Below are 19062 nucleotides of genomic sequence, written 5' to 3'. Positions count from 1 at the left end.
CCCGTAGGCGACGCAAGCACCGCAGGAACGAGCGAAGCGAGTGACGAGGAGCACAGCGGGCGTACGGTCGCCTCGCGGCTGGGGCTTTGGAGGTGTTCGCCGTCGATCTGCTAGCAGACGTTTATAATCGAGCGGCTGGGACTTTGCCGATCTCCACCGTAGCGATGGCAGTCATTTGCGTCTAGTAAAACATCCTCTTCAGATGTACTCTCCCGTGAGACGGCTGTTCACCGGGGAGCACAGCAGGTGTGGTGACCAGAGGTATCAGTCAGATCTATTTGAAGAAAATTCCAATTCGGACACTACACTCATAGCATTTGATAACTTTATCGCCGTGGTTGCTATTATTAGCACTTATAACTCTTTCAACCTGAGCATCTTCAGAAGGCAAGCCGAATTCGTTCAGTGTTCCACAGTTGGGGCATTGTTCAGCGCCAGTTTCTGGCATGCGACGAGATGACAATAGGATCTTATTAAATGTTACTCATATAGACACAATACGAGAGTTGTCAGCTACGTACTAATCAGCCGGTTTGAACGAACGCTGCTGAACAAGAGTCTCATCCCGTACCGAATCGGCCGTCTAAACGAATTTCTGGCGCGATATCGTAGGATAGTGATCTGTATCGATATGTGAGTTTCTCGGACAGATCTGGTCCGGCCAGAAGTTGACACAGAAATACTATTTGAACGGAGGCGATGTTTTATAAGCAACCGAACGACCGATCCGCACTCAGTCGTCGAGGACGTGGTGCGTCACCGCGTCCGCCCCGGACTCCGCGGTCTCCAGCGTCGCGACGCGGAACGCGTCGTCCGCACCCTCGACCGGAATCGGAAGCCCACCGGGGTTCACCCGCACGGTCCCGCCGCGTTCCTCGACGCCGTGCGCGTGGGTGTGCCCGTGGAACACGTAGTCGTAGTCGCCGCAGTCGACGAGCGCGTCGACGAGAATGTCGCTGGTGCCGTGAGTAACAGCGACCTCGACGCCGTCGAACGAGAGCGCGGCGGCCTCGCCGTGGTACTCGCCGAACGCCTCGACCGTCGACTCGACCGCCCACTCGCCGTCGTTGTTCCCGCGCACGGCGTGGAAGTCGAACTCCGCGTCGAACGGCGTCACGGAGAACGGTGCGACGAAGTCGCCGCAGTGGACGACCGCGTCGACCCCCTCGCGCTCGAACAGCGAGACGGCCGCCTCAACGGCGTCTAGGTCGTCGTGCGTGTCGGAGACGATGCCGATCAGCATGTGCGCGGAGAGGCGGGCGCGGCACTTGAATTCCGGTGGCCCCGGACGCGTGTCCGCCTACTCGCCGGTCAGCGCCTCGCTCGCGGGCGCGAAGTCGATCGTCTGCCCGCGTCCCTTCTCGCTCGCGCGCTCGTAGAGCATGTGCGCGGCCGCGACCGTCTCGACCCCGGTCCCGCCCGAGTCGAAGACGGTCACCTCGTCGTCGCTCGTCCGACCGGGGTGGTCGCCCGCGACGACCTCGCCGAGGTCGGCCGCGATGCCCTCGCCCTCCGGGATCAGTCCGGCCGCGACCGCGGCGAGGTACGACCCGGCGTCCTGCGTCGCGCGCGCTCGGAGGTCGGGGACGTACGTCGCCCGCGCGACGAGCTCCGGCGGGAGCTCGTTCTTCTCCGGGTGGTACTGCCCCATCGCCGTGACGTGCGTGCCCGGCTCTACGTCGGCGTCGTCGACGACGGGGTCGCTCGCGGTCGTCGCGGTGATGACCACGTCGGCGCCGGCCAGCGCGTCGCCCGCGTTCTCGACCGGCGACACGTCGGCGTCGAGGCGCTCGTCGAAGTCGGCGGCGAACGACTCTCGGCTCTCCGGAGTCGGCGAGAAGACGCGGACGGCCTCGAACTCGCGGACCGTCGCGGTCGTCGCGACCTGCCCGCGCGCCTGCGCGCCGCTGCCGATCACGGCGAGGTCGGTCGCGTCGTCGCGGGCGAGCGCGTCGACTGCGACCGCCCCGGCGGCACCCGTCTTAAAGGGGTTCATCGACGCGCCGTCGAGCAGCGCGAGCGGCGCGCCCGACTCGGCGTCGAACAGCGGCGTCATGAACCACGCGTCCCCCGCGCCGAAGCCGGCGGAGTAGGAGTAGCCGCCCATCGCGCCCGTCTCCGGGAGGACGGCGGCGTAGGTCGTGAACATCCCCGGCGGCTCGCGGTTGAACAGCTTCGTCCGCGGCTCGGCGGGCGCTCCCTCGCCGACCTGCCGGTAGGCGTCGCGCACGGCGGCGACGTAGTCGGCCGGCTCGGCGAGGTCGTCGACCTCGGAACTCGTCAGGAACAGGGCGTCCGTCATATCCGCCCACTCGGGGCGCGGGGACTAAACGGTACAGGACGCGGCGATCGGTCGCGGCCGGCGGCCCGGGGGCGCGACGAGCGGAACGCCCCGCCGCCGCTCAGTCGGCGGTGCCCGCGGAGGAACCGCCCGCCGCCGAGCCCCCGACCGCGGAGCGCTCGCCGGCGTCGCCGTCGAACGACCGCTCCGAGGGCGCGTCGCTGGCGACTGGATTTCGGACGAACATCGCGTGAGCCATTACCGTCCCCGCGGCGACGGCGCCGAACGGGAGCGCCGAGGTTACGGACAACCCGACCAGCGTGAGCGAGGCGGTCACACCGATCAGCGCTACCGGGATGAGCCCAAGGACGTAGTCGTAGTATCCAGTCATGCTTCCGTTGAATACTAACGTCGAAATCCATATTAAATTTTTTCCGCGGTTCGGAGGCGGTTCGTTCGTGAACACGCAGATGTAACCCATAACTTATGAGCCGGAAGGAGGTGTCGTCGACGTGGGCCGAGATCGCCAAAAGGTGGAAGAAACGGCTTTCGAGCCCAGAAATCGGCCGAGAACGCTACCGGAGCCGGAAGTAGAGCGCCCGCCAGCCGCCGAGCGCGAGCGATCCCGTCACGAGCATGACGGCCGCGAAGGTGAGTTCGGCGCCGCCGCGGAACACGAACGCGCGGAGGGCGAGCCCGAGGACCGCGGCGGGGATCCACGACCGGACGACGAGCGGCACCGACGACTTCGCCGTCTCGGCCGCGCCCGCGGAGTACGCGCCCACGAGCGGCGCGATCAGGGCCCACGCGATCAGGAAGGGCGCGTAAACGCCCGGCAGGTACAGCGGGTTCGCGGTCAGGAACTCGACGGTGGTGTGGTTGAGCGTCCCGACGGTCAACAGGAGGATCAACGCGATCACGTCCCCGACGGCGAGCGGCGCGGCGCCGCGGTCGAGGCGGGCGGCGAGAAACGACGGAGCGTCCATACCGACTCCTGTGAGCCGCCCCCACTTTTACGCACGGATTCTCGTCGACGCGGACCGCCGCCGACCGCGGGTCACTACTCGTACAGCGGGTGCGCCTCGCAGAGCTCGACGACGCGCTCGCCGACCTCGTAGATGACGTCCTCGCTGTCGACGTCGTCGACGACGCGGTAGATCAGGTCGCCGACCTCCTCGATCGCGTCGGCGTCGAAGCCGCGGGTGGTGAGCCCGGCGGTGCCCGCGCGGATCCCGGAGGGGTCGAACGGCGAGCGCGTCTCGCCGGGGACCGTGTTCCCGTTGAGGACGATGTTCGCGGCCGCGAGCGCGTCCTCCGCGTCGCCGCCGGAGAGGTCCGGGTGCGAGTCGCGCAGGTCGGCCAGCACCAGGTGGTTGTCGGTCCCGCCGGAGACCAGGGAGAGGCCGTGCTCCTGAAGCGTCTCGGCGAGCACCTCGGCGTTGTCGACCACGTTTTGGGCGTACTCCTCGAACTCGGGCTCGAGCGCCTCCTTGAAGCCGACCGCCTTGCCGGCGACGTTGTGCATCAGCGGGCCGCCCTGCCCGCCGGGGAAGACCGCCGAGTCGACGTCGTCCGCGAACTCCTCGTCGCACATCACGATCCCGCCGCGGCCGGCGCGGATCGTCTTGTGGGTCGAGCCCGTGACGAAGTCGGCGACGCCGACCGGCGACGGGTGGACGCCGGCGGCGACGAGCCCGGTGATGTGCGCGATGTCCGCGAGGTGGTAGGCGTCGACCGCGTCGGCCGCCGCCTGGATCCGCTCCCACTCGACGGCCCGCGGGTACGCGGAGTAGCCCGAGACGACGATGTCGGGGTCGAACTCCTCGGCGACCTCGCGGAGCCCCTCGTAGTCGATGTACCCCGTCTCGGGGTCGACCTCGTACTGCTCGACGTCGTACAGCTGCCCCGTGAAGTTCGCGGGGTGGCCGTGCGAGAGGTGGCCGCCGTCGTTGAGCTTCAGCGAGAGGATCTTGTCGCCCGGTTCGAGGACGGAGTAGTACACCGCCTGGTTCGCCTGCGTGCCGGAGTGGGGCTGGACGTTGACGTGGTCGGCGCCCCACAGCTCCTTCGCGCGCTCGATCGCCAGCTCCTCGACCTCGTCGGCGTACTCGCAGCCGGCGTAGTAGCGCGACCCGGGGTAGCCCTCGGCGTACTTGTTGGTGAGGACGCTCCCCTGCGCTTCCAGCACCGCCTCGCTCACGTGGTTCTCGCTCGCGATCATCGCGAGCGTCTGCTCCTGTCTGTCGCGCTCGCCCGCCAGCGCGTCGGCGACCGCCGGGTCGACCTCCCGGACGTGCTCGTGGTCCATGTGCGAACGCGGGCGCGACCGCGCATTAATCCTTCCGTCGGCGGCGAGAGCCGCTTCGGCCGAACCCCGAGGGTGCGGTTCCGCGCCCGCTTCCGCATCGGACTCGTCTGCGTCACCACCTCGGGATCGTCTGCGTCGTCACCTCGGGATCGTCTGCGTCGTCACCTCGGGATCGTCTGCGTCGCCACCTCGGGATCGCTCCCTTCGAGAGGCCTCCAATCGGCGAGGGCTCATCCCCCTTTTTCGGAGGTTTGAGCCCCTCTAACCGTGTTGTTCGATCCAATAACCCCGTTAATATTAAATACGCAACCGGCCTTGATACTGAGAGATAAATGGTGTCGAATTTACTGGCGGCCGACGTCGAGGCGGCGCTCGAAGCGGCGTTCGCCGGGGGCGACGACGAGCTGCTCGTCGTGGACCCCTCCGCGGAGACGATCGTATCGCTGGTCGAGACCGCGGTCGGGCGGGACGACCTCCCGGAGCTGTCGATGCTCGCCGACGAGCGCACGCTCAAGGACGTGATGGACGACTTCGTCGTCGCGTCCCGGGCGGCCGACCTCGTCGCCGACGGCTCCTTGGACCTCCGGGTGCTCGACGGGGAGGTCGACAACGCGCTGTTCGTCTCCCCGTCCCGGGTCGTCGCCCTGGTCACCGCGGGGGACGGCGTCGCCGCGCTCTCGACCGACGACGGCGAGTTCGTCGACGAGGTGTACGACTCCCACCGCGGCGCGTTCGACGACGCGGAGCCGTACACGCTCCGCACGCCGGCGATCAGCCGGGTCCGCGAGACGATGGAGGCGGAGATCGGCGAGGCGGCCCGCGCCGACTTCGACGCCGTCCTCGACGCGACCGAGCGCGACGGCGGCGCCGACCTCGACGAGGTGACCGTCTCGCTGCTCGTCGCGGCGAAGAACGACGTGCTCCTCTATGACATCTCGAAGTGGGGCGAGGACGTCGGCATCGCCTCGAAGGCGACCTTCTCCCGGACGAAGACGCGCCTCGAGGACCTCGGGGTCATTGACACCGAGAAGGTCCCGATCGACGTCGGCCGCCCCCGGCTCCGCCTGAAGCTCGGCGACGAGCGCCTCGAGGGCGTCGACGCCGCGGAGCTGGCCGCCGAGGCCGCCGAGATGATGGCCGCGACGCCCGCCTGAGCGCACTCGCGAACGCCCGCTCCGACCCTCGCCGCGGCACCGCTGAGCGAGCCGCCGCCCGCCGCGGACCCCGCGGCTTTTTTTCGCCGCCTCGCGTCGACCGGGTATGGATATCGGACTTGTCGGCGACGGGCCCGCGGCGGAGGCGACAGAGGCCGCGCTCGGCGACGTCGACGTGAACGCGATGCCCGTCGAGGCCGACCTGCTCGACGGGTTCGACCTGGCGGTCGTCGTCGACACCGCGGGGTCGGCGGCGTTCGCGACCGCGAACGAGCTGCTCGACCGCTGGATCGCCGTCGAGGTCGGCGGGCTCGGCGGCGTCCCCCTCGCCGACCTCGACGCCGCGGTGACGGCCTTCGACGACGCCTGCTACGACTGCCTGCGCGCCCGCGTCGAGAGCGGCGGAGCGGAGCCGGCCGACGCGCCGACCGGCCGCCGCTCCGCCGTGCGCTACGCCGGCGCGGTGGCCGGGCGACGGGCGATCCGACTGCTCGCCGGCGACCCGGTGGCGGACACCGTCGTCGAGGTCCCGGGCGGCGAGCGGACCCTGCTGCCCGCGCCCGGGTGCGGCTGCGGCGCCGACCCCGGCGACGCGCTCCCGCGCGAGCACGTCGAGCGGGACCTCGACGACGCGATCGGTCGCGCGGAGCGCGCCGTCGACCCCCGTCTCGGCGCGCTGAGCGAGGTCGGCGAACAGGAGTCGTTCCCGGTGCCGTACTACGTCGCCCGGATCGCGGACACGAGCCCGTTCTCCGACGCCGACGCGGCCGACTTCGGCGGCGGGGCGGCCGCCGGCTGGGACGCCGCGTTCATGAAGGCGCTCGGCGAGGGGTTAGAGCGGTACGCGGCCGGGGTCTACCGCGAGGCGGATTTCACGCGCGCGCCGGCCGCGAACGTCCCGAACCCGGTCACGCCGGACGCGTTCGTCCGGCCCGAGGGCGCCGAGGCGTACGACCGCGACGACCGGCTCCCGTGGGTCCGCAGCGAGCGGCTCGGGACCGGCGACCCCGCGAGCCTCCCCGCGGAGTTCGTTCACTTCCCGCCCCCGGAGAACCGGTATCGCCCGCCGATCACGACCGGGCTCGGGCTCGGAAGCTCCGGGCCGGACGCCGCGCTCTCCGGACTCTACGAGACGATCGAGCGCGACGCGACGATGACCAGCTGGTACTCCACGACGGAGCCGCTCGGACTCGACGTGGACGATCCCGGGTTCGCCGAGCTGGAGAAGCGGGCGCGCGCGGAGTCGCTGTCGGTGACCTCCCTGCTCGTCACGACCGACGTCGACGTGCCGGTCGTCGCGGTCGGCGTCGGCCGCGACGGCGACTGGCCGCGGTTCGCCGCCGGGTCGGGCGCCGACCTCGACCCGACAGCCGCGGCGCGGAGCGCGCTCGCCGAGGCGCTCCAGAACTGGACCGAACTCCGCTCGATGGGCCGTGAGACGGCCGACGAGCAGGGCGCGGCGATCGGTCACCACGCCGACCGCCCCGCGGAGACGGCCGCGTTCTTCGACCCGGACGCGACCGTCTCGGCCGAGGGGCTGGGGGAGCCGGCGCTGTCGGGAGCCGACGAGCTCGCCGCGGTCGTCGACCGCGTCGAGAGCGTCGGGCTCGACCCCTACGTCGCGCGGGTGACGACGCGGGACCTCGCGACGCTGGGCTTCGAGGCCGTCCGCGTGCTGGTGCCGGACGCCCAGCCGCTGTTCACCGGCGATCCGTTCTTCGGCGACCGCGCGAGCGAGGTGCCGCGCTCGATGGGGTTCGATCCCGCGCTCGACCGGCCGTACCACCCGTTCCCGTGACGGGGCGGCCCGGGCGGCGTCCCGCCGGTCGGGCTGCTCGCTCCGGCGTCGACTGCCAGTGCCCGCGGGTTTAGGTGCCTCCGGGTCGCGGGAGGTCGTATGGACGTCGTACCCGACGCGGACGTCGAAGCGGTCGAGGCGGTCGACGGCGTGTTCCTCACGCAGGGCGCCGTCGCCGAGGATACCAGCATCCAGCGGTTCGAGCTCGAACCGGGCGCGACGGTGCCCGAACACGAGCACCCGCACGAGCAGATCGGCGTGATCACGGCCGGGAGGCTGACGTTCGTCGCCGGCGGCGAGGAGCGCGTCGTCGGCCCCGACGACACCTACGCGATCCCCGGCGGCGAGCCGCACGCCGCCGAGAACCGCACCGACGAGCCGGTCGTCGGCTTCGACATCTTCTCGCCGCCGCGCGCGAACCCGGACTGGCAGGAGTAGGCGGGGAGCGGTCCGGGCCGGGTCGAGTGGGGGTCGAGCGCGGGTCGAGCGCGCCTCGAGCACGGGTCGATTTCGGGCGCGAACCGCCGCGAAGCGCGCGATCCCGCGCGTCAGCGATACGGGCAAGACGTACCGGACCGAAGGTGTGTTAGTGCTCGGGGCCCGATAACGGGTAATGGGAGTCCAAGAACAGTACCCGTTCGACGTGGAGGCGCTCCGCGCCGACTTCCCGATCCTCGATCGGAAGGTCGGCGGGGACCCGGAGACGGCCGGGGAGGGCGAGGGAGACGACACCCCCCTCGTCTACCTCGACAACGCGGCGACCTCGCACACGCCCGACCCGGTCGTCGACGCCATCTCGGACTACTACCGGAGCTACAACTCGAACGTCCACCGCGGGATCCACCAGCTGAGCCAGGAGGCGTCGGTCGCCTACGAGGAGGCCCACGACGCGGTCGCCGACTTCGTCGGCGCCGCGGGGCGCGAGGAGATCGTGTTCACGAAGAACACGACGGAGGCGATGAACCTCGTCGCGTACGCCTGGGGGCTCGAGGAGCTCGGTCCCGGCGACAACGTCGTCCTCTCCGAGATGGAGCACCACGCGTCGCTCGTCACCTGGCAGCAGATCGGCAAGCGGACGGGCGCCGACGTGCGCTTCATCGACGTCACCGACGAGGGGCGGCTCGACATGGACCACGCCGCCGAGCTGGTCGACGACGACACCGAGATGGTGTCGATCGTCCACGTGTCGAACACGCTCGGCACCGTGAACCCGATCCGCGAGCTGGCCGACATGGCGCACGATCACGACGCCTACATCTTCGCCGACGCCGCGCAGTCGGTGCCGACGCGCCCGGTCGACGTCGGGGAACTGGACGTCGACTTCCTCGCCTTCTCCGGCCACAAGATGTGCGGTCCGACCGGCATCGGCGCCCTCTACGCCCGCGAGGAGATCTTAGAGGGGATGCAACCGTACCTCTACGGCGGCGACATGATCCGTCGCGTCTCCTTCGAGGACTCCACCTGGGAGGACCTGCCGTGGAAGTTCGAGGCCGGGACGCCCTCCATCGCGCAGGGGATCGGCTTCGCGGCCGCGATCGAGTACCTCGAAGAGGTCGGGATGGATCGGATCGAGGCCCACGAGGATCTGTTGGCCGAGTACGCCTACGACGAACTGGAGGCGCTCGGCGGCGTCGAGATCTACGGCCCGCCCGGCGACGACCGCGGCGGCCTCGTCGCGTTCAACGTCGAGGGCGTCCACGCCCACGACCTCTCCAGCATCCTCAACGACTACGGCGTCGCGATCCGCGCCGGCGACCACTGCACACAACCCCTCCACGACGAGATGGGCGTCGCCGCCTCGGCGCGCGCCTCTTTCTACTTCTACAACACCGTCGAGGAGGTCGACGCCCTCGTCGACGCGGTCCGCGAGGCGCGCGACCTGTTCGCCTGAGCGGCTCCGTTTCGGGGACCTTCGCCGCGCTCGCGGAGCGTTCGCGCGACCGCCCGCCGGCCCCACTTTCGTCCGGTGGTTTCGCGGTAATACCACCGAATAATCGCGTCTGAGCGCCGTGACAACGGTGATCGCGGTATTATTATGTCGTCGGCGATGAAATTATTCTTCGAAGAAAGTTACCACCGTTGTAGTAAGTCGCTCCTCGCCGAGTCGTCGCTCGCCGCCACAACGCATGACCGAACACACATCCCCGCCGTCAGACGCACGCGCGGACACGAACGCAGCCGCCGATCGATCAGAACCGACCACAGCCGGAGCCGCGGAGGCGCGCCACGCGCCGATAACCGTTCTCCAAGTCGAGCCCGACGGGCGCTCCGCGGAGCTTTTGGAGGCGTTCGCGGCGCGGCTCACCGACCGATTCCAGGTCCGCTCCGTGGGCCGCTTCGCGGACGCGCTCGACGCGGTCGAGACGGGCGTCGGGGTCGGCGGGGAGCGCGTCCCGGTCGACTGCGTCGTGACCGAACAGCGGCTCCCCGACGGCGACGGCGTCGCCCTCACCGAACGGCTGCGCGAGGCGGGCCGGGGACTTCCCATCGTCTTCCACACCACGTGTCCGAGCGAGGAGCGCGAGGCGGCGGCGTTCGGCGCCGGCGCGGACGCCTACTTCGAGAAGGGGGCCGACCGCGGTCGGTTCGACGCGATCGTAGACCGGATCCGCGCGCTCGTCGACGAGCGGCGAGAGCGCGGGGCGGAGACGAACGCGGGATCCGCGTCGTCGCCGCGCGCATCCGGGACGCCGGGAGAGACGCTGCGCTCCGAGGAGTGAAGCGCCGCTGAACGGCGAACGCGGAGAGGTGGAGGGGGCGGCGTCAGCGGGGTCTGAGGATTTTCGCGTTATCGTTCGAGATCGAGATCGACCGTGAGGTCGGTCGCGATCCACGCGTCGGTGTTGCCCTGTTCGGCGAAGACGGTCCGGTCCTGCGAACAGCGGGTCGCGGCGACGGTCGGCCGCTCGTCGGCCGCCGGTTCGGCGTCCCGCTCGATCCGGTCTCCCGTTGTCATTACGACTCCCTCGGAGTCCGTCGGTGTTATAGATTTCGGTCGGCCTAAACCACAGGCGGCGATCCGCGCGGGGGATCGGTGGGACTTACGTCGCGGCGGCCGTTCGGCGATCCGTGACCGACACGCTGTTCACGCCGCTCACGCTTCGCGACACCGAGGTCCGAAACCGCGTGATGCTCTCGCCGATGTGCCAGTACTCCGCCGAGGACGGGCTGGCGAACGACTGGCACCGCGTCCACCTCGGCGCCCGCGCCGCCGGCGGCGCGGGGGTCGTGATGACGGAGGCGACCGCCGTCGAGGACCGCGGCCGCATCACGCCGAACTGCCTCGGGATCTGGTCGGACGACCACGCCGAGGCGATCGAACCGATCGTCGATTTCGTCCGCTCACAGGGCGCGAAGCCCGGGATCCAGCTGGCTCACGCCGGCCGGAAGGCCTCCCACCGGCCGCCGGCGGAGGGGAGCGGTCCGATCCCCGCCGACGAGCCGGCGGGCTGGGAGGCCGTCTCCGCGACCGACGAGCCGTACCCCCACCCGAACGTCGACCAGAGCGAGCTGGCCGACACCCGCCGGCTCGACGGCGACGGGATCGACGAGGTGATCGACGCGTTCGCGGCCGCGGCGGAGCGCGCGCACGACGTCGGCTTCGAGGTCGCCGAGGTCCACGCGGCCCACGGCTACCTGCTCCACCAGTTCCTCTCGCCGGTCACCAACGACCGCGACGACGAGTACGGCGGGAGCTTCGAGGACCGCACCCGGCTCCTGCGCGAGGTCGTCGAGGCCGTCCGCGAGGTCTGGCCCGACGGGAAGCCCGTCTTCGTCCGCATCTCCGCGACGGACTGGCTCCCCGACCGCGACTCGTGGGACGTGGACGACTCGGTGCGGCTGGCGCCCCTCCTCGCCGAGGCCGGCGCCGACCTGATCGACGTCTCGGGGGGCGGGATCCACCCGGACCAGGAGATCCCGAGCGCGGGCCCGGGGTACCAAGTGCCCTACGCCGAGGCGATCCGCGAGGGGGCCGACGTGCCCGTCGCCGCGGTCGGCGGGATCACGGAACCGACCCACGCCGACGCGCTGGTCCGAAACGAGCGGGCGGACCTCGTCGCGCTCGGCCGCGAGATGCTCCGACACCCCTACTGGCCGCTGGAGGCCGCCCACGAGCTCGGCGAAGAGGCCGAGTGGCCGGTCCAGTACCGCCGCGGGCGCTACGACTGAGACGGGTCGCCCGGCCGACCGCCGGCGCCGCGAGGTTGAGAACCACACGCAGGCGCCGGGAAGGTTTATCGGGCTCGCGGGCGCCGTCGGCGTATGGGCGACCTCGACTACCGGCCCTTCCCCGAGGAGCGCGACGACGAGTTCAGCGCGTTCATGCGCTACGCCTTCTCGCCGGAGGACGGGCCGTACGACCCCGAGGAAGACGACGACGACCGCGAGCACCTCGCGGACTACCGGGGCCTGTTCGACGGCGACGAGCCGGTGGCGGTGTGCGGCCACCACGACTTCACGCTCCGGATCCGCGGGCGCGACCGGGACGCCGCCGGCCTCTCCGCGGTCGCTTCGCCGCCCGAACACCGGCGGGAGGGCCACATCGAGCGGCTCCTCCGCGAGTCGGTAACGGAGTACCGCGGCGACGGCGTGCGCTTCTCCGTGTTGTGGCCCTTCGAGCACCCGTTCTACCGGCGCTACGGCTGGGCGACCGTGAACCGGTACCGCTGGGTGAAGACGCCCCCCGAGCAGCTGGCGTTCGCGGCCGAAGCGAGCGACAGGGGCGACGAGGCGGGCGAGTTCCGCCGACTCGACGAGGACGACTACGACGCGGCCGCCGACCTGCTGGCCGCGACCGCGGAGCGCTACGACTTCACGCTGGCCCGCACGGAGCCGTGGTGGCGGGAGCGCACCCTCCGCGGGTGGAAGACGGACCCGTACGTCTACGGCTTCGAGCGCGACGGCGACCTCCAGGCGCTCCTGTCGTACACGTTCGAGGAGCGTGACGACGGCGACGGGCGGGCAATGGTCGTCTCCGACGCCGCCGTCGCCGACCCCGCCGACTGGGACCTGGTGTTTCGGTTCTGCCGAGACCACGACTCGCAGGCCGAGCGCGTCCGGCTCCGGCTCCCCGCGGACGTGAGCCTCCTCGACCGCGTGGACGACCCGCGCGAGGTGACGGAGGAGGTCCGCGCCGGCCCGATGTTCCGACTGGTCGACGTGCCCGCCGCGCTGGCCGCGCTCGATCCGGACCCCGACCTCGAGACGGCGTTCGCGCTCGCGGTCGACGACTCCCTCGTCGACTGGCACGAGCGACCGGTCCGGGTGGCCGTCGCGGACGGCGAAGTCGACGCCGAACGGGTCGACCCCGACGTCTCCGGCTCGGTCGATGCCGACGTGAGCGCCGGTATCGGCGCGCTCTCGCAGCTGTACGCCGGCTACCGCGACGTCGACGACCTCCGGGCGCACGCCGCGCTCGACCTCGCCGACGGCGCGCCCGACGGGCTCGCGGCCGACCTCGCCGCCCTGTTCCCGCCGCGGCGGACCTTTCTGCGCGAAGGGTTCTGAGTCAGCTGCGCTGCCGGGCTTTTTATCCGCGGACCGCCTACGACGCGGCATGAGTTCCCGCGACCCACGCGACGACGACCTCGAGGAGCGGCTCGACGAGCTCGAAGACGTGCTGGGCGAGCTCCGCGCCGACCTCCGGGAGACCGAGCGCGACCGCCGCGGGCCCCCGCGGCCGCCCCGGCTCTCGGAGCTCGTGCGGTTCACCGAGCAGTACACCATCCCGACGATAATCGCCCTCCTGGAGACGACGATCAAGTCGCTCGAACTGCTTCAGGGCACCCTCCGGCTCGCGGACCCCGGCCGGAGCGTCGCCGAGGGCGCGGAGGGCGCCGGCGACCGCCTCGCGGACGTCCGCGACGGCGCGACCGCCGGGCTCTCGCGGTCGCTCTCGGAGCTCCGGACCGCGCTCTCGGAGGCCGACCTCCCCGAAGAGGCCGCCTCGCGCTCGATCATCGCCGACGCGCGCGACCTCACCGCGGAGATCGAGTCCCGGATCGACGAGGGGCGACGGGAGGCGGACGCGGCGCGAGACCGGCGGCTCGGGCGGGACCGCGACGAGAGCCGGAGTGACGAGAACCCACCGCGGAACGAGGGAGGCGCCGACCGAGACGACGACACCGACCCGGTTCAGATTCACGTGACCGATCCCGACGAGGACGCCGAGGACGCCGCGTCCGAGGGCGAGGCGGCCGAGGACGCCGACGACCCGCCGGAGGTCGACGTCGAGTCCGAGCTGGAGTCGATAAAGCGCCAGATCGACGGCGACGAGGTCGAACCGGACGCTGGCGAGAACGCTCCCGTCGAGGACGACGACGCGGAAGGCGCCGTGGACGAGGAGAGGAACCCGGACGGCGCGGACGGCGCGGACGGCGACGACTCTGACGACCGGCCGAACTGAGTCACACTTTTAAAACGATGCCCCGAGCCGGTCGGCGACGCGCTCGGCCGAATCGAGGAGGAGCGTCTCGTCGTCGGTGAACACCTCCAGCGCGACCGTTCCGTCGAAGTCGGCGAGCTCGGACTCGACGAGGTCGTAGTCGACCTCGCCGGCGCCCACCGGGAGGTGCGTGTCGCCGCGGCGGCGGACGTCGTGACAGTGGAGGTGTGAGACCCGGTCCCCGTGGCTCCGGAGGAACCGCTTGATCGCCTTGTTTCCGCCTTCCATGTACGCGTGCCCGACGTCGAAGCAGACCGGCGTGTCCGTCTCGCGAGCGAGGTCGCCGAGGACGGAGAGCTGGAGCCCCGCGTGCTGGTGGCCGACGTTCTCCACGACGACCTCGACGCCCGCCTCGCGGCCGGCGTCCGCGACCCGGCGGAGCTGCTCGCCGGCGGTCTCCCGGAAGTTCACGTCGTCGCGGTCGGCGGAGGTGGCGTGGAGGACCGCCTTCTCCGCGCCGAGGTCGCCGGCCGCATTTAAAAGTTGTCGCTGGTAGTCGACGATGGCGTCGTTCACCTCCGGGACGTACGTCGCCAGCCGCTGGCTGTACGGGAGGTGGACGAGCAGGTCGCGGCCGGCGAGCGCGTCCGTCAGGCGGTCGGGGTCGATCTCGCCCGGGACGAGCGTCGGCTCGCCGACGCCGAGTTCGCAGAAGTCGAACCGCGCCGGCGACGCCGCGAGGCGGTCGAGGTCGTCGCCGACGGTCACGCCGATGTCCATGTCGGCGGTGGGTGCGGCGATCGCATAAATGGTGTCGCCGGCTCGGCGGTGCCGCGTCGGGATTCCCCGTTGGTCCCGGGCTCAGAACGGGTTCGTCGGGGCGCGCGCAGCGCAGCGACACCGTCTCGGGTCCGTCAGTGCTCTTCCGGCGCCGAATTCACGTACCCATTCAGCGCTATCGGGACCACCAAGAACCCGATCACACAGGTGATCGTCACCGCGATCTGATCCGGCTTCGGCAGGTCACCGACCACGATCAGTAAGAACAGCGACGTCCCGAGATAGAGAGCGGCGATCGCCCATCGAACGAGGGGGCTCTCTAGCAACCGAACGCGACTCACGATGGACATCGAGTGTGCCCGCCGTAGTAAACGTTCGGACGCAATCCGGATGTTCCGCTGGACTGAGAGCGGCGAGCTCACGAAGAGTGGTTCGACGGCGCCGTGTCAGTCGTCAGCGAGTGGGTTATCGAGGTCGATCTCGCCGGAATCGATCTCGGCCTCGACCTCGCGGACCGCGGTCACCATGTTCTCGGTCTTGCCGTACGCGACGTCGCGGGGGAGGAGCTTCAGCCCGCAGTCGGGGGAGATCGTGAGCTTCTCCGGCGGGACGACGCGGAGGCCTTGGCGGATGTTCTCCTTGATCTCTTCGACCGACTCGACCTCGGCGGTGTGCGCGTCGACGACGCCGAGCGCGAGGTCGGGCTCGAACTCGGGGTCGGTGAACGTCGGGATCTGCTCGAAGTCGCCGTTGCACAGTTCCACGTCGAACTCGTCGATCGGGTAGTCGTTGATCTCGGGGTAGATCCGCGAGTAGTCGCCGTAACAGACGTGGAGGCCGATGCGGACCTCCTCGGGGATACCCGCGGCGATGCGTTCGAGCGCCTCGCCGACGATGGCGTGGTCCTCCGGGGTCGTCGCGAGCGCGGGCTCGTCGATCTGGATGTAGCGCGCGCCCGCCTCGACGAGCTTCTCGACCTCCTCGTTGACGAGGTCCGCGAGGTCGTAGACGAGCTCCTCGGTGGAGGGGTACGCCTCGTTGAACGCCCAGAAGCCGAGCGTGTACGGCCCCGTGATCGGCACCTTGACGGGGCGCTCGGCGACGTTCGAGGTGAACTCGAACTCGTCGACGAGCCACGGCTCGTCGTACGCGACCTCCTCGACCACGCTGGGCTTGTCGAAGTAGTTGTGGCCCCACACCTTCACGGGGCCGTTGAACTCGTAGCCGTCGATGCGGTCGGCGAAGAACTCCACCATCTCGTTGCGGCGCATCTCGCCGTCGACGACGGTGTCGAGGCCGGCACGCTCGTGCTCGTGCGTGATGAGCCGGCAGGCGTCGTCGTGGGCCTCCTCGAGGTCGGACGCGTCGAACTTCGAGTCGGGGTCGTCGACCAGCTCGTCGGCCCGGTTGAGCCACTTCGGCTTCGGGTAGGAGCCGACGACGGTCGTCAGCAGGAACGCGTCGTTCGGGTGGTCGTGCGGGCGGAACTGGTCGCGGTTGGCTTCGGGGTTTCTGACCATCAGTCGAGCACCTCCGCGGCGGCGGCGAGCGCGTTCAGCTTCTCGCGGTACTTGTTCGTCGGCAGGTAGAACAGCTCGGTGTTCGGCGTGAGGTAGGTCCGGTCGAACCCCTCGAGCGGGATCTGCTCCTCGAACCACTCGACGCGCTCCGCGACCGTCTCCGCGTCCTCGACGAGCGTGTTCTGCCCGTCGACGAGCCCGAGCGACAGCGAGTCGGTCGAGCCGAACTCCTGAACGTTGTAGACGGTGTCGTCGCGATCGCCGGCGACGAGGTCAAGCCCGAGCGCGTCCGCGCCCGCCTCGTCGACGAGGTGCGCGTACAGCTTCTCGCCGAGCGCGCCGTAGAACGTCTGGACGACCACGTCGGCGTCGGTCGCGTCGGCGACCGTCGCGATCGCGTCCGTCGCGCTCGACTCGTCGCCCTCGGCGGGCGGGTTCGTGACGAGCGACGGCTCGAGGAGGAACAGCGTCTCGTGGGCCGGGAACGCTTCGACCTCGCCGGCGAGGAACTCGGCGATCGCCGCCTGAAACTCGGCCTCGTCGCCGTAGTGCTCGTCGGTCGCGAGGTCCGCGAGCGAGTACGGCCCGGGGAGCGTCGCCGCGAGCGACGCGTCGGCGGCGCCGTCGGCGTCCGCGAGCAGGTCGGCCGCGTCGGACAGCTCGCCGGCCACGTCGCCGGAGGAGCCGAGGTCGTCGACGACGCGCGGGTCGCGGTAGAAGTTGTTGTTGTCGTAGTACCGCACGATCCCGCCTGTCTCGACGGCGTCGTGGACCGTGAGCGGGTGCGCGATCATGTCGTCCCAGCGGCCCTGTCCCTCGGAGATCAGATCGAGGCCGGCGTCGAGCTGGTGGCCGACGTACTCGGCGCGCACCTCGTCGTACTCCGCCGCGATCGCCTCGCTCTCGTCGCCGCTCAGGAGGTCACCCTTCTGGTGGCCCTTCAGGTCGGAGAGCGTCTCTTTCGCCCGGTCCGGGAGCGGATACAGCCCCGGCGTCGCCGCGACACGTTCGGTCATCACCGTCCGTTAGATATACCGTCGTATAATATTTGCTAATGTGTAATATGCTTTTGAGTTATTTTAAGCGGTCGAGCGCGACGCTCGCCGCAGCGCCAGCACCGTGAGCGTCTCGAACGGGAACGACTCCTCGACGACCGGCTCGTGGTCGAACCCCGCGTCCTCGACCAGCTCGAGCACCTCGTCGTACCCGGTGAGCGAGGAGACCAAGAGGAGAACGACCCCGTCCGGCGCGAGCACGCGCCCCACGTCCGCGAGGAACGGCTCGATGAGCTCGCGGCCCGACTCGCCGCCCGAGAGCGCGTGTTCCATCCAGTCGTCCCACTCGTTGTCGGGGTCGGTCGGCAGGTACGGCGGGTTGAAACACACCGCGTCGAACGCGTCCGCGCGGAACGGATCGAGCAGGTCGGCGACGGCGGCCTCAACGCCGCGCGCCCGTGCCTGCCGCGCCGCGTGCGGGTTGCGGTCGCTGCCGACCACGTCGAGGCCGCGCTCGTCGGCGATCCGCTCGGCGACCCACCCGGATCCCGTGCCGACCTCCAGCACGCGCCCGTGCGCCTCTTCGATCGCCGCCTCCGCGAGCAGCCCGGAGTCCTCGGCGGGCTGGTAGACCGTGGCGTCGTCGGCGCCGCGAAGCGCGGCGAGGTCGCCGCCGCGGTCGCTCGCGGCGTCGCGCTCGCCCCCGCCGCCGGTCATCGGCCGTCGCCCTCCGAGCCCCCGTCGCTCGGACTCACAGAGCCTCCGTCGTCCGCGTCTTCCGAGCCGCCGTCGCCCGCGGACGCGGACCCGTCTCGCGTCGCCGCGCGCCCCTCGACCGAAGCGTCCAGCTGCGGCCCGGAAGCGCCCTCTGCGCGGGCGGAGAGCGTCTGCTGCGGGAACGGGATGACGATCCCCTCGTCTTCGAGCGCGTCCTTCATCGCGTTCATCGCGGCGGTCTGGGTCCGCCAGCGCTTCCGCATGCTCGGGTTCCGGATCCAGTAGCGGAGCCCCAACACGACCGCCGAGTCGTCGAAGCGCTTCGTCACGGCGTTCGGCTCGGGCATCTCGGCGACGTCCTCGACGTCGGCGGCCGCCGCCTCGACGACCGCGGCCGCGCGTTCGACGTCGGTGTCGTAGTCGACGCCGACCTCGACTTCGATCCGCAGCCGGTTCCGCCGCGAGCGGTCGACGATCGACCCCGAGCGGACGTCGTCGTTCGGCATCGTGATCACCTCGCCGTCGAACGACCGGATCCGGGTGCTCATGATCGAGATCTCCGTCACCGTTCCCTCGTGGTCGCCGATCTCCACCCAGTCGCCGACCTCGAACGGTCGCGAGAACATCAGCACGAACCCCGCGAGGATCGCGCCGAGCGTCTGCCGGGCCGCCATCCCGACCACGATCCCGAGGAACCCCGCGCCGACGAGGAGGCTGCCGACGTTCTCGGTGAACAGCCCGACGACCGCGAGTATCGCCGACGTGTAGACGGTCAGCTGCGTGATCCGCAGGATCACCTCCTGTTGGTGTTGGGAGATCGACGCGCTCTCGGCGCCGATCTCGCGGATGACGCCCCCGAGGAAGTCCGTGAGCGCGTACGCGATCGCGAGGAGGATCACGGCGAGGACGACGTTCGACACCTGGTTGGCGGTCAGCGCCGACTGCGCGGCCTTGAACAGGGCGCCGCTCCGGTCCCACACCGCGATCAGCGTGAGGGCGCCGACCGCGGTCGCGACGCCGACCGTCGCCGACAACAGGAGTCGCTGCGTGGAGGTGAGGTCCCTGTCACCGTGCTTCAGCCGCCCCGTCAGGAACCGGACCGTCACCACGGCGGCGACGATCCC

General features: G+C 70.3%; 21 protein-coding genes. 8 read left to right on the top strand and 13 right to left on the bottom strand.

Features of this window, described 5'->3' with window-relative positions; translation table 11 throughout:
* Positions 1-274 precede the first annotated feature (274 nt).
* The 6 genes from C470_RS15945 to glyA form a co-directional block, all read right to left on the bottom strand.
* The gene (locus C470_RS15945; RefSeq protein WP_160162944.1) at positions 275-448 is read right to left on the bottom strand and encodes a hypothetical protein; all 174 of its coding nucleotides are present in this window, start codon (positions 446-448) and stop codon (positions 275-277) included.
* Positions 449-733: 285 nt separating this feature from the next.
* Positions 734-1243: a metallophosphoesterase gene (locus tag C470_RS11295; protein ID WP_008367328.1), complete on the bottom strand. Its 510-nt coding sequence runs from the start codon at positions 1241-1243 to the stop codon at positions 734-736.
* A gap of 57 nt (positions 1244-1300) precedes the next feature.
* A complete protein-coding gene (locus C470_RS11290; RefSeq protein ID WP_008367326.1) occupies positions 1301-2302 on the bottom strand; it encodes an ornithine cyclodeaminase family protein in 1002 nt (333 codons plus the stop codon).
* A gap of 100 nt (positions 2303-2402) precedes the next feature.
* Positions 2403-2672: a hypothetical protein gene (locus tag C470_RS11285; protein ID WP_004597118.1), complete on the bottom strand. Its 270-nt coding sequence runs from the start codon at positions 2670-2672 to the stop codon at positions 2403-2405.
* Positions 2673-2856: 184 nt separating this feature from the next.
* A complete protein-coding gene (locus tag C470_RS11280) occupies positions 2857-3267 on the bottom strand; it encodes a DUF3054 domain-containing protein (protein ID WP_004597119.1) in 411 nt (136 codons plus the stop codon).
* A gap of 74 nt (positions 3268-3341) precedes the next feature.
* Positions 3342-4589 carry a serine hydroxymethyltransferase gene (glyA, locus tag C470_RS11275; RefSeq protein ID WP_008367324.1) on the bottom strand — a complete coding sequence of 416 codons (1248 nt, stop codon included), beginning with the start codon at positions 4587-4589 and terminating at the stop codon, positions 3342-3344.
* Positions 4590-4921: 332 nt separating this feature from the next.
* On the opposite strand from glyA, the gene tbsP reads away from it, so the two are divergent.
* The 5 genes from tbsP to C470_RS11250 all read left to right on the top strand — a co-directional run bounded on the left by tbsP (position 4922) and on the right by C470_RS11250 (position 10261).
* Positions 4922-5743 carry a transcriptional regulator TbsP gene (tbsP, locus tag C470_RS11270; protein WP_004597121.1) on the top strand — a complete coding sequence of 274 codons (822 nt, stop codon included), beginning with the start codon at positions 4922-4924 and terminating at the stop codon, positions 5741-5743.
* Between the two features lie 106 nt (positions 5744-5849).
* Positions 5850-7541: a YcaO-like family protein gene (locus tag C470_RS11265; protein WP_008367323.1), complete on the top strand. Its 1692-nt coding sequence runs from the start codon at positions 5850-5852 to the stop codon at positions 7539-7541.
* Positions 7542-7640: 99 nt separating this feature from the next.
* Positions 7641-7979: a cupin domain-containing protein gene (locus tag C470_RS11260; protein ID WP_008367321.1), complete on the top strand. Its 339-nt coding sequence runs from the start codon at positions 7641-7643 to the stop codon at positions 7977-7979.
* Positions 7980-8154: 175 nt separating this feature from the next.
* Entirely contained in the window at positions 8155-9432 is a 1278-nt protein-coding gene (locus C470_RS11255) for an aminotransferase class V-fold PLP-dependent enzyme (RefSeq protein WP_004597124.1), read from the top strand.
* A gap of 235 nt (positions 9433-9667) precedes the next feature.
* Positions 9668-10261, top strand: coding sequence for a response regulator (locus C470_RS11250; protein ID WP_049908706.1), 594 nt, complete (start codon positions 9668-9670; stop codon positions 10259-10261).
* 68 nt (positions 10262-10329) lie between these two features.
* Here C470_RS11250 and C470_RS16145 read toward each other — a convergent pair whose 3' ends face one another.
* Entirely contained in the window at positions 10330-10497 is a 168-nt protein-coding gene (locus C470_RS16145; RefSeq protein WP_004597126.1) for a DUF7331 family protein, read from the bottom strand.
* Positions 10498-10610: 113 nt separating this feature from the next.
* Between C470_RS16145 and C470_RS11245 the strand changes: the two genes are divergently transcribed.
* From C470_RS11245 to C470_RS11235, 3 genes are all read left to right on the top strand, one after another.
* Positions 10611-11711: an NADH:flavin oxidoreductase/NADH oxidase gene (locus C470_RS11245; RefSeq protein ID WP_008367315.1), complete on the top strand. Its 1101-nt coding sequence runs from the start codon at positions 10611-10613 to the stop codon at positions 11709-11711.
* 93 nt (positions 11712-11804) lie between these two features.
* Positions 11805-13049 (top strand): GNAT family N-acetyltransferase, encoded by a 1245-nt coding sequence (locus C470_RS11240; RefSeq protein WP_008367313.1) that lies wholly within the window; start codon positions 11805-11807, stop codon positions 13047-13049.
* Positions 13050-13098: 49 nt separating this feature from the next.
* On the top strand, positions 13099-13947 hold the full coding sequence (locus C470_RS11235; protein ID WP_008367312.1) for a DUF7547 family protein: 849 nt from the start codon (positions 13099-13101) through the stop codon (positions 13945-13947).
* Between the two features lie 9 nt (positions 13948-13956).
* On the opposite strand, the gene C470_RS11230 is transcribed toward C470_RS11235, so the two are convergent.
* The 6 genes from C470_RS11230 to C470_RS11205 form a co-directional block, all read right to left on the bottom strand.
* Positions 13957-14706, bottom strand: coding sequence for a sugar phosphate isomerase/epimerase family protein (locus tag C470_RS11230; RefSeq protein WP_008367311.1), 750 nt, complete (start codon positions 14704-14706; stop codon positions 13957-13959).
* 134 nt (positions 14707-14840) lie between these two features.
* Positions 14841-15056, bottom strand: a complete 216-nt coding sequence (locus tag C470_RS11225) for a hypothetical protein (protein WP_008367310.1) — start codon at positions 15054-15056, stop codon at positions 14841-14843.
* A gap of 96 nt (positions 15057-15152) precedes the next feature.
* On the bottom strand, positions 15153-16226 hold the full coding sequence (locus C470_RS11220) for a methionine synthase (RefSeq protein WP_008367309.1): 1074 nt from the start codon (positions 16224-16226) through the stop codon (positions 15153-15155).
* The gene (locus tag C470_RS11215) at positions 16226-17242 is read right to left on the bottom strand and encodes a hypothetical protein (RefSeq protein ID WP_008367308.1); all 1017 of its coding nucleotides are present in this window, start codon (positions 17240-17242) and stop codon (positions 16226-16228) included. Before C470_RS11215 ends, C470_RS11220 begins: the two co-directional genes overlap by 1 nt.
* Positions 17243-17305: 63 nt before the next feature.
* On the bottom strand, positions 17306-17938 hold the full coding sequence (locus tag C470_RS11210; protein ID WP_008367307.1) for a HemK2/MTQ2 family protein methyltransferase: 633 nt from the start codon (positions 17936-17938) through the stop codon (positions 17306-17308).
* The coding region (locus tag C470_RS11205) for a mechanosensitive ion channel family protein (RefSeq protein WP_008367306.1) at positions 17935-19062 on the bottom strand (1128 nt) is incomplete at its 5' end. The genes C470_RS11210 and C470_RS11205, both read right to left, overlap by 4 nt.

Source organism: Halorubrum distributum JCM 13561 (assembly GCF_000337395.1).
GTDB lineage: Archaea > Halobacteriota > Halobacteria > Halobacteriales > Haloferacaceae > Halorubrum > Halorubrum distributum.
The sequence above is the reverse complement of the archived record's forward strand: the minus strand, read 5'-3'. Positions and strand labels throughout refer to the sequence as shown.

Excerpts from the sequence above, each read along its gene's own strand:
- C470_RS11225 (WP_008367310.1), bottom strand. The coding sequence starts at position 15,056 with ATGTCCATCGTGAGTCGCGTTCGGTTGCTAGAGAGCCCCCTCGTTCGA.
- C470_RS11285 (WP_004597118.1), bottom strand. The coding sequence starts at position 2,672 with ATGACTGGATACTACGACTACGTCCTTGGGCTCATCCCGGTAGCGCTG.
- C470_RS11230 (WP_008367311.1), bottom strand. The coding sequence starts at position 14,706 with ATGGACATCGGCGTGACCGTCGGCGACGACCTCGACCGCCTCGCGGCG.
- C470_RS11260 (WP_008367321.1), top strand. The coding sequence starts at position 7,641 with ATGGACGTCGTACCCGACGCGGACGTCGAAGCGGTCGAGGCGGTCGAC.
- C470_RS11295 (WP_008367328.1), bottom strand. The coding sequence starts at position 1,243 with ATGCTGATCGGCATCGTCTCCGACACGCACGACGACCTAGACGCCGTT.
- C470_RS11255 (WP_004597124.1), top strand. The coding sequence starts at position 8,155 with ATGGGAGTCCAAGAACAGTACCCGTTCGACGTGGAGGCGCTCCGCGCC.
- tbsP (WP_004597121.1), top strand. The coding sequence starts at position 4,922 with ATGGTGTCGAATTTACTGGCGGCCGACGTCGAGGCGGCGCTCGAAGCG.
- C470_RS11290 (WP_008367326.1), bottom strand. The coding sequence starts at position 2,302 with ATGACGGACGCCCTGTTCCTGACGAGTTCCGAGGTCGACGACCTCGCC.
- C470_RS11210 (WP_008367307.1), bottom strand. The coding sequence starts at position 17,938 with ATGACCGGCGGCGGGGGCGAGCGCGACGCCGCGAGCGACCGCGGCGGC.
- C470_RS11215 (WP_008367308.1), bottom strand. The coding sequence starts at position 17,242 with ATGACCGAACGTGTCGCGGCGACGCCGGGGCTGTATCCGCTCCCGGAC.
- C470_RS16145 (WP_004597126.1), bottom strand. The coding sequence starts at position 10,497 with ATGACAACGGGAGACCGGATCGAGCGGGACGCCGAACCGGCGGCCGAC.
- C470_RS11235 (WP_008367312.1), top strand. The coding sequence starts at position 13,099 with ATGAGTTCCCGCGACCCACGCGACGACGACCTCGAGGAGCGGCTCGAC.
- C470_RS15945 (WP_160162944.1), bottom strand. The coding sequence starts at position 448 with ATGCCAGAAACTGGCGCTGAACAATGCCCCAACTGTGGAACACTGAAC.
- C470_RS11220 (WP_008367309.1), bottom strand. The coding sequence starts at position 16,226 with ATGGTCAGAAACCCCGAAGCCAACCGCGACCAGTTCCGCCCGCACGAC.
- C470_RS11265 (WP_008367323.1), top strand. The coding sequence starts at position 5,850 with ATGGATATCGGACTTGTCGGCGACGGGCCCGCGGCGGAGGCGACAGAG.
- C470_RS11240 (WP_008367313.1), top strand. The coding sequence starts at position 11,805 with ATGGGCGACCTCGACTACCGGCCCTTCCCCGAGGAGCGCGACGACGAG.
- C470_RS11280 (WP_004597119.1), bottom strand. The coding sequence starts at position 3,267 with ATGGACGCTCCGTCGTTTCTCGCCGCCCGCCTCGACCGCGGCGCCGCG.
- glyA (WP_008367324.1), bottom strand. The coding sequence starts at position 4,589 with ATGGACCACGAGCACGTCCGGGAGGTCGACCCGGCGGTCGCCGACGCG.
- C470_RS11250 (WP_049908706.1), top strand. The coding sequence starts at position 9,668 with ATGACCGAACACACATCCCCGCCGTCAGACGCACGCGCGGACACGAAC.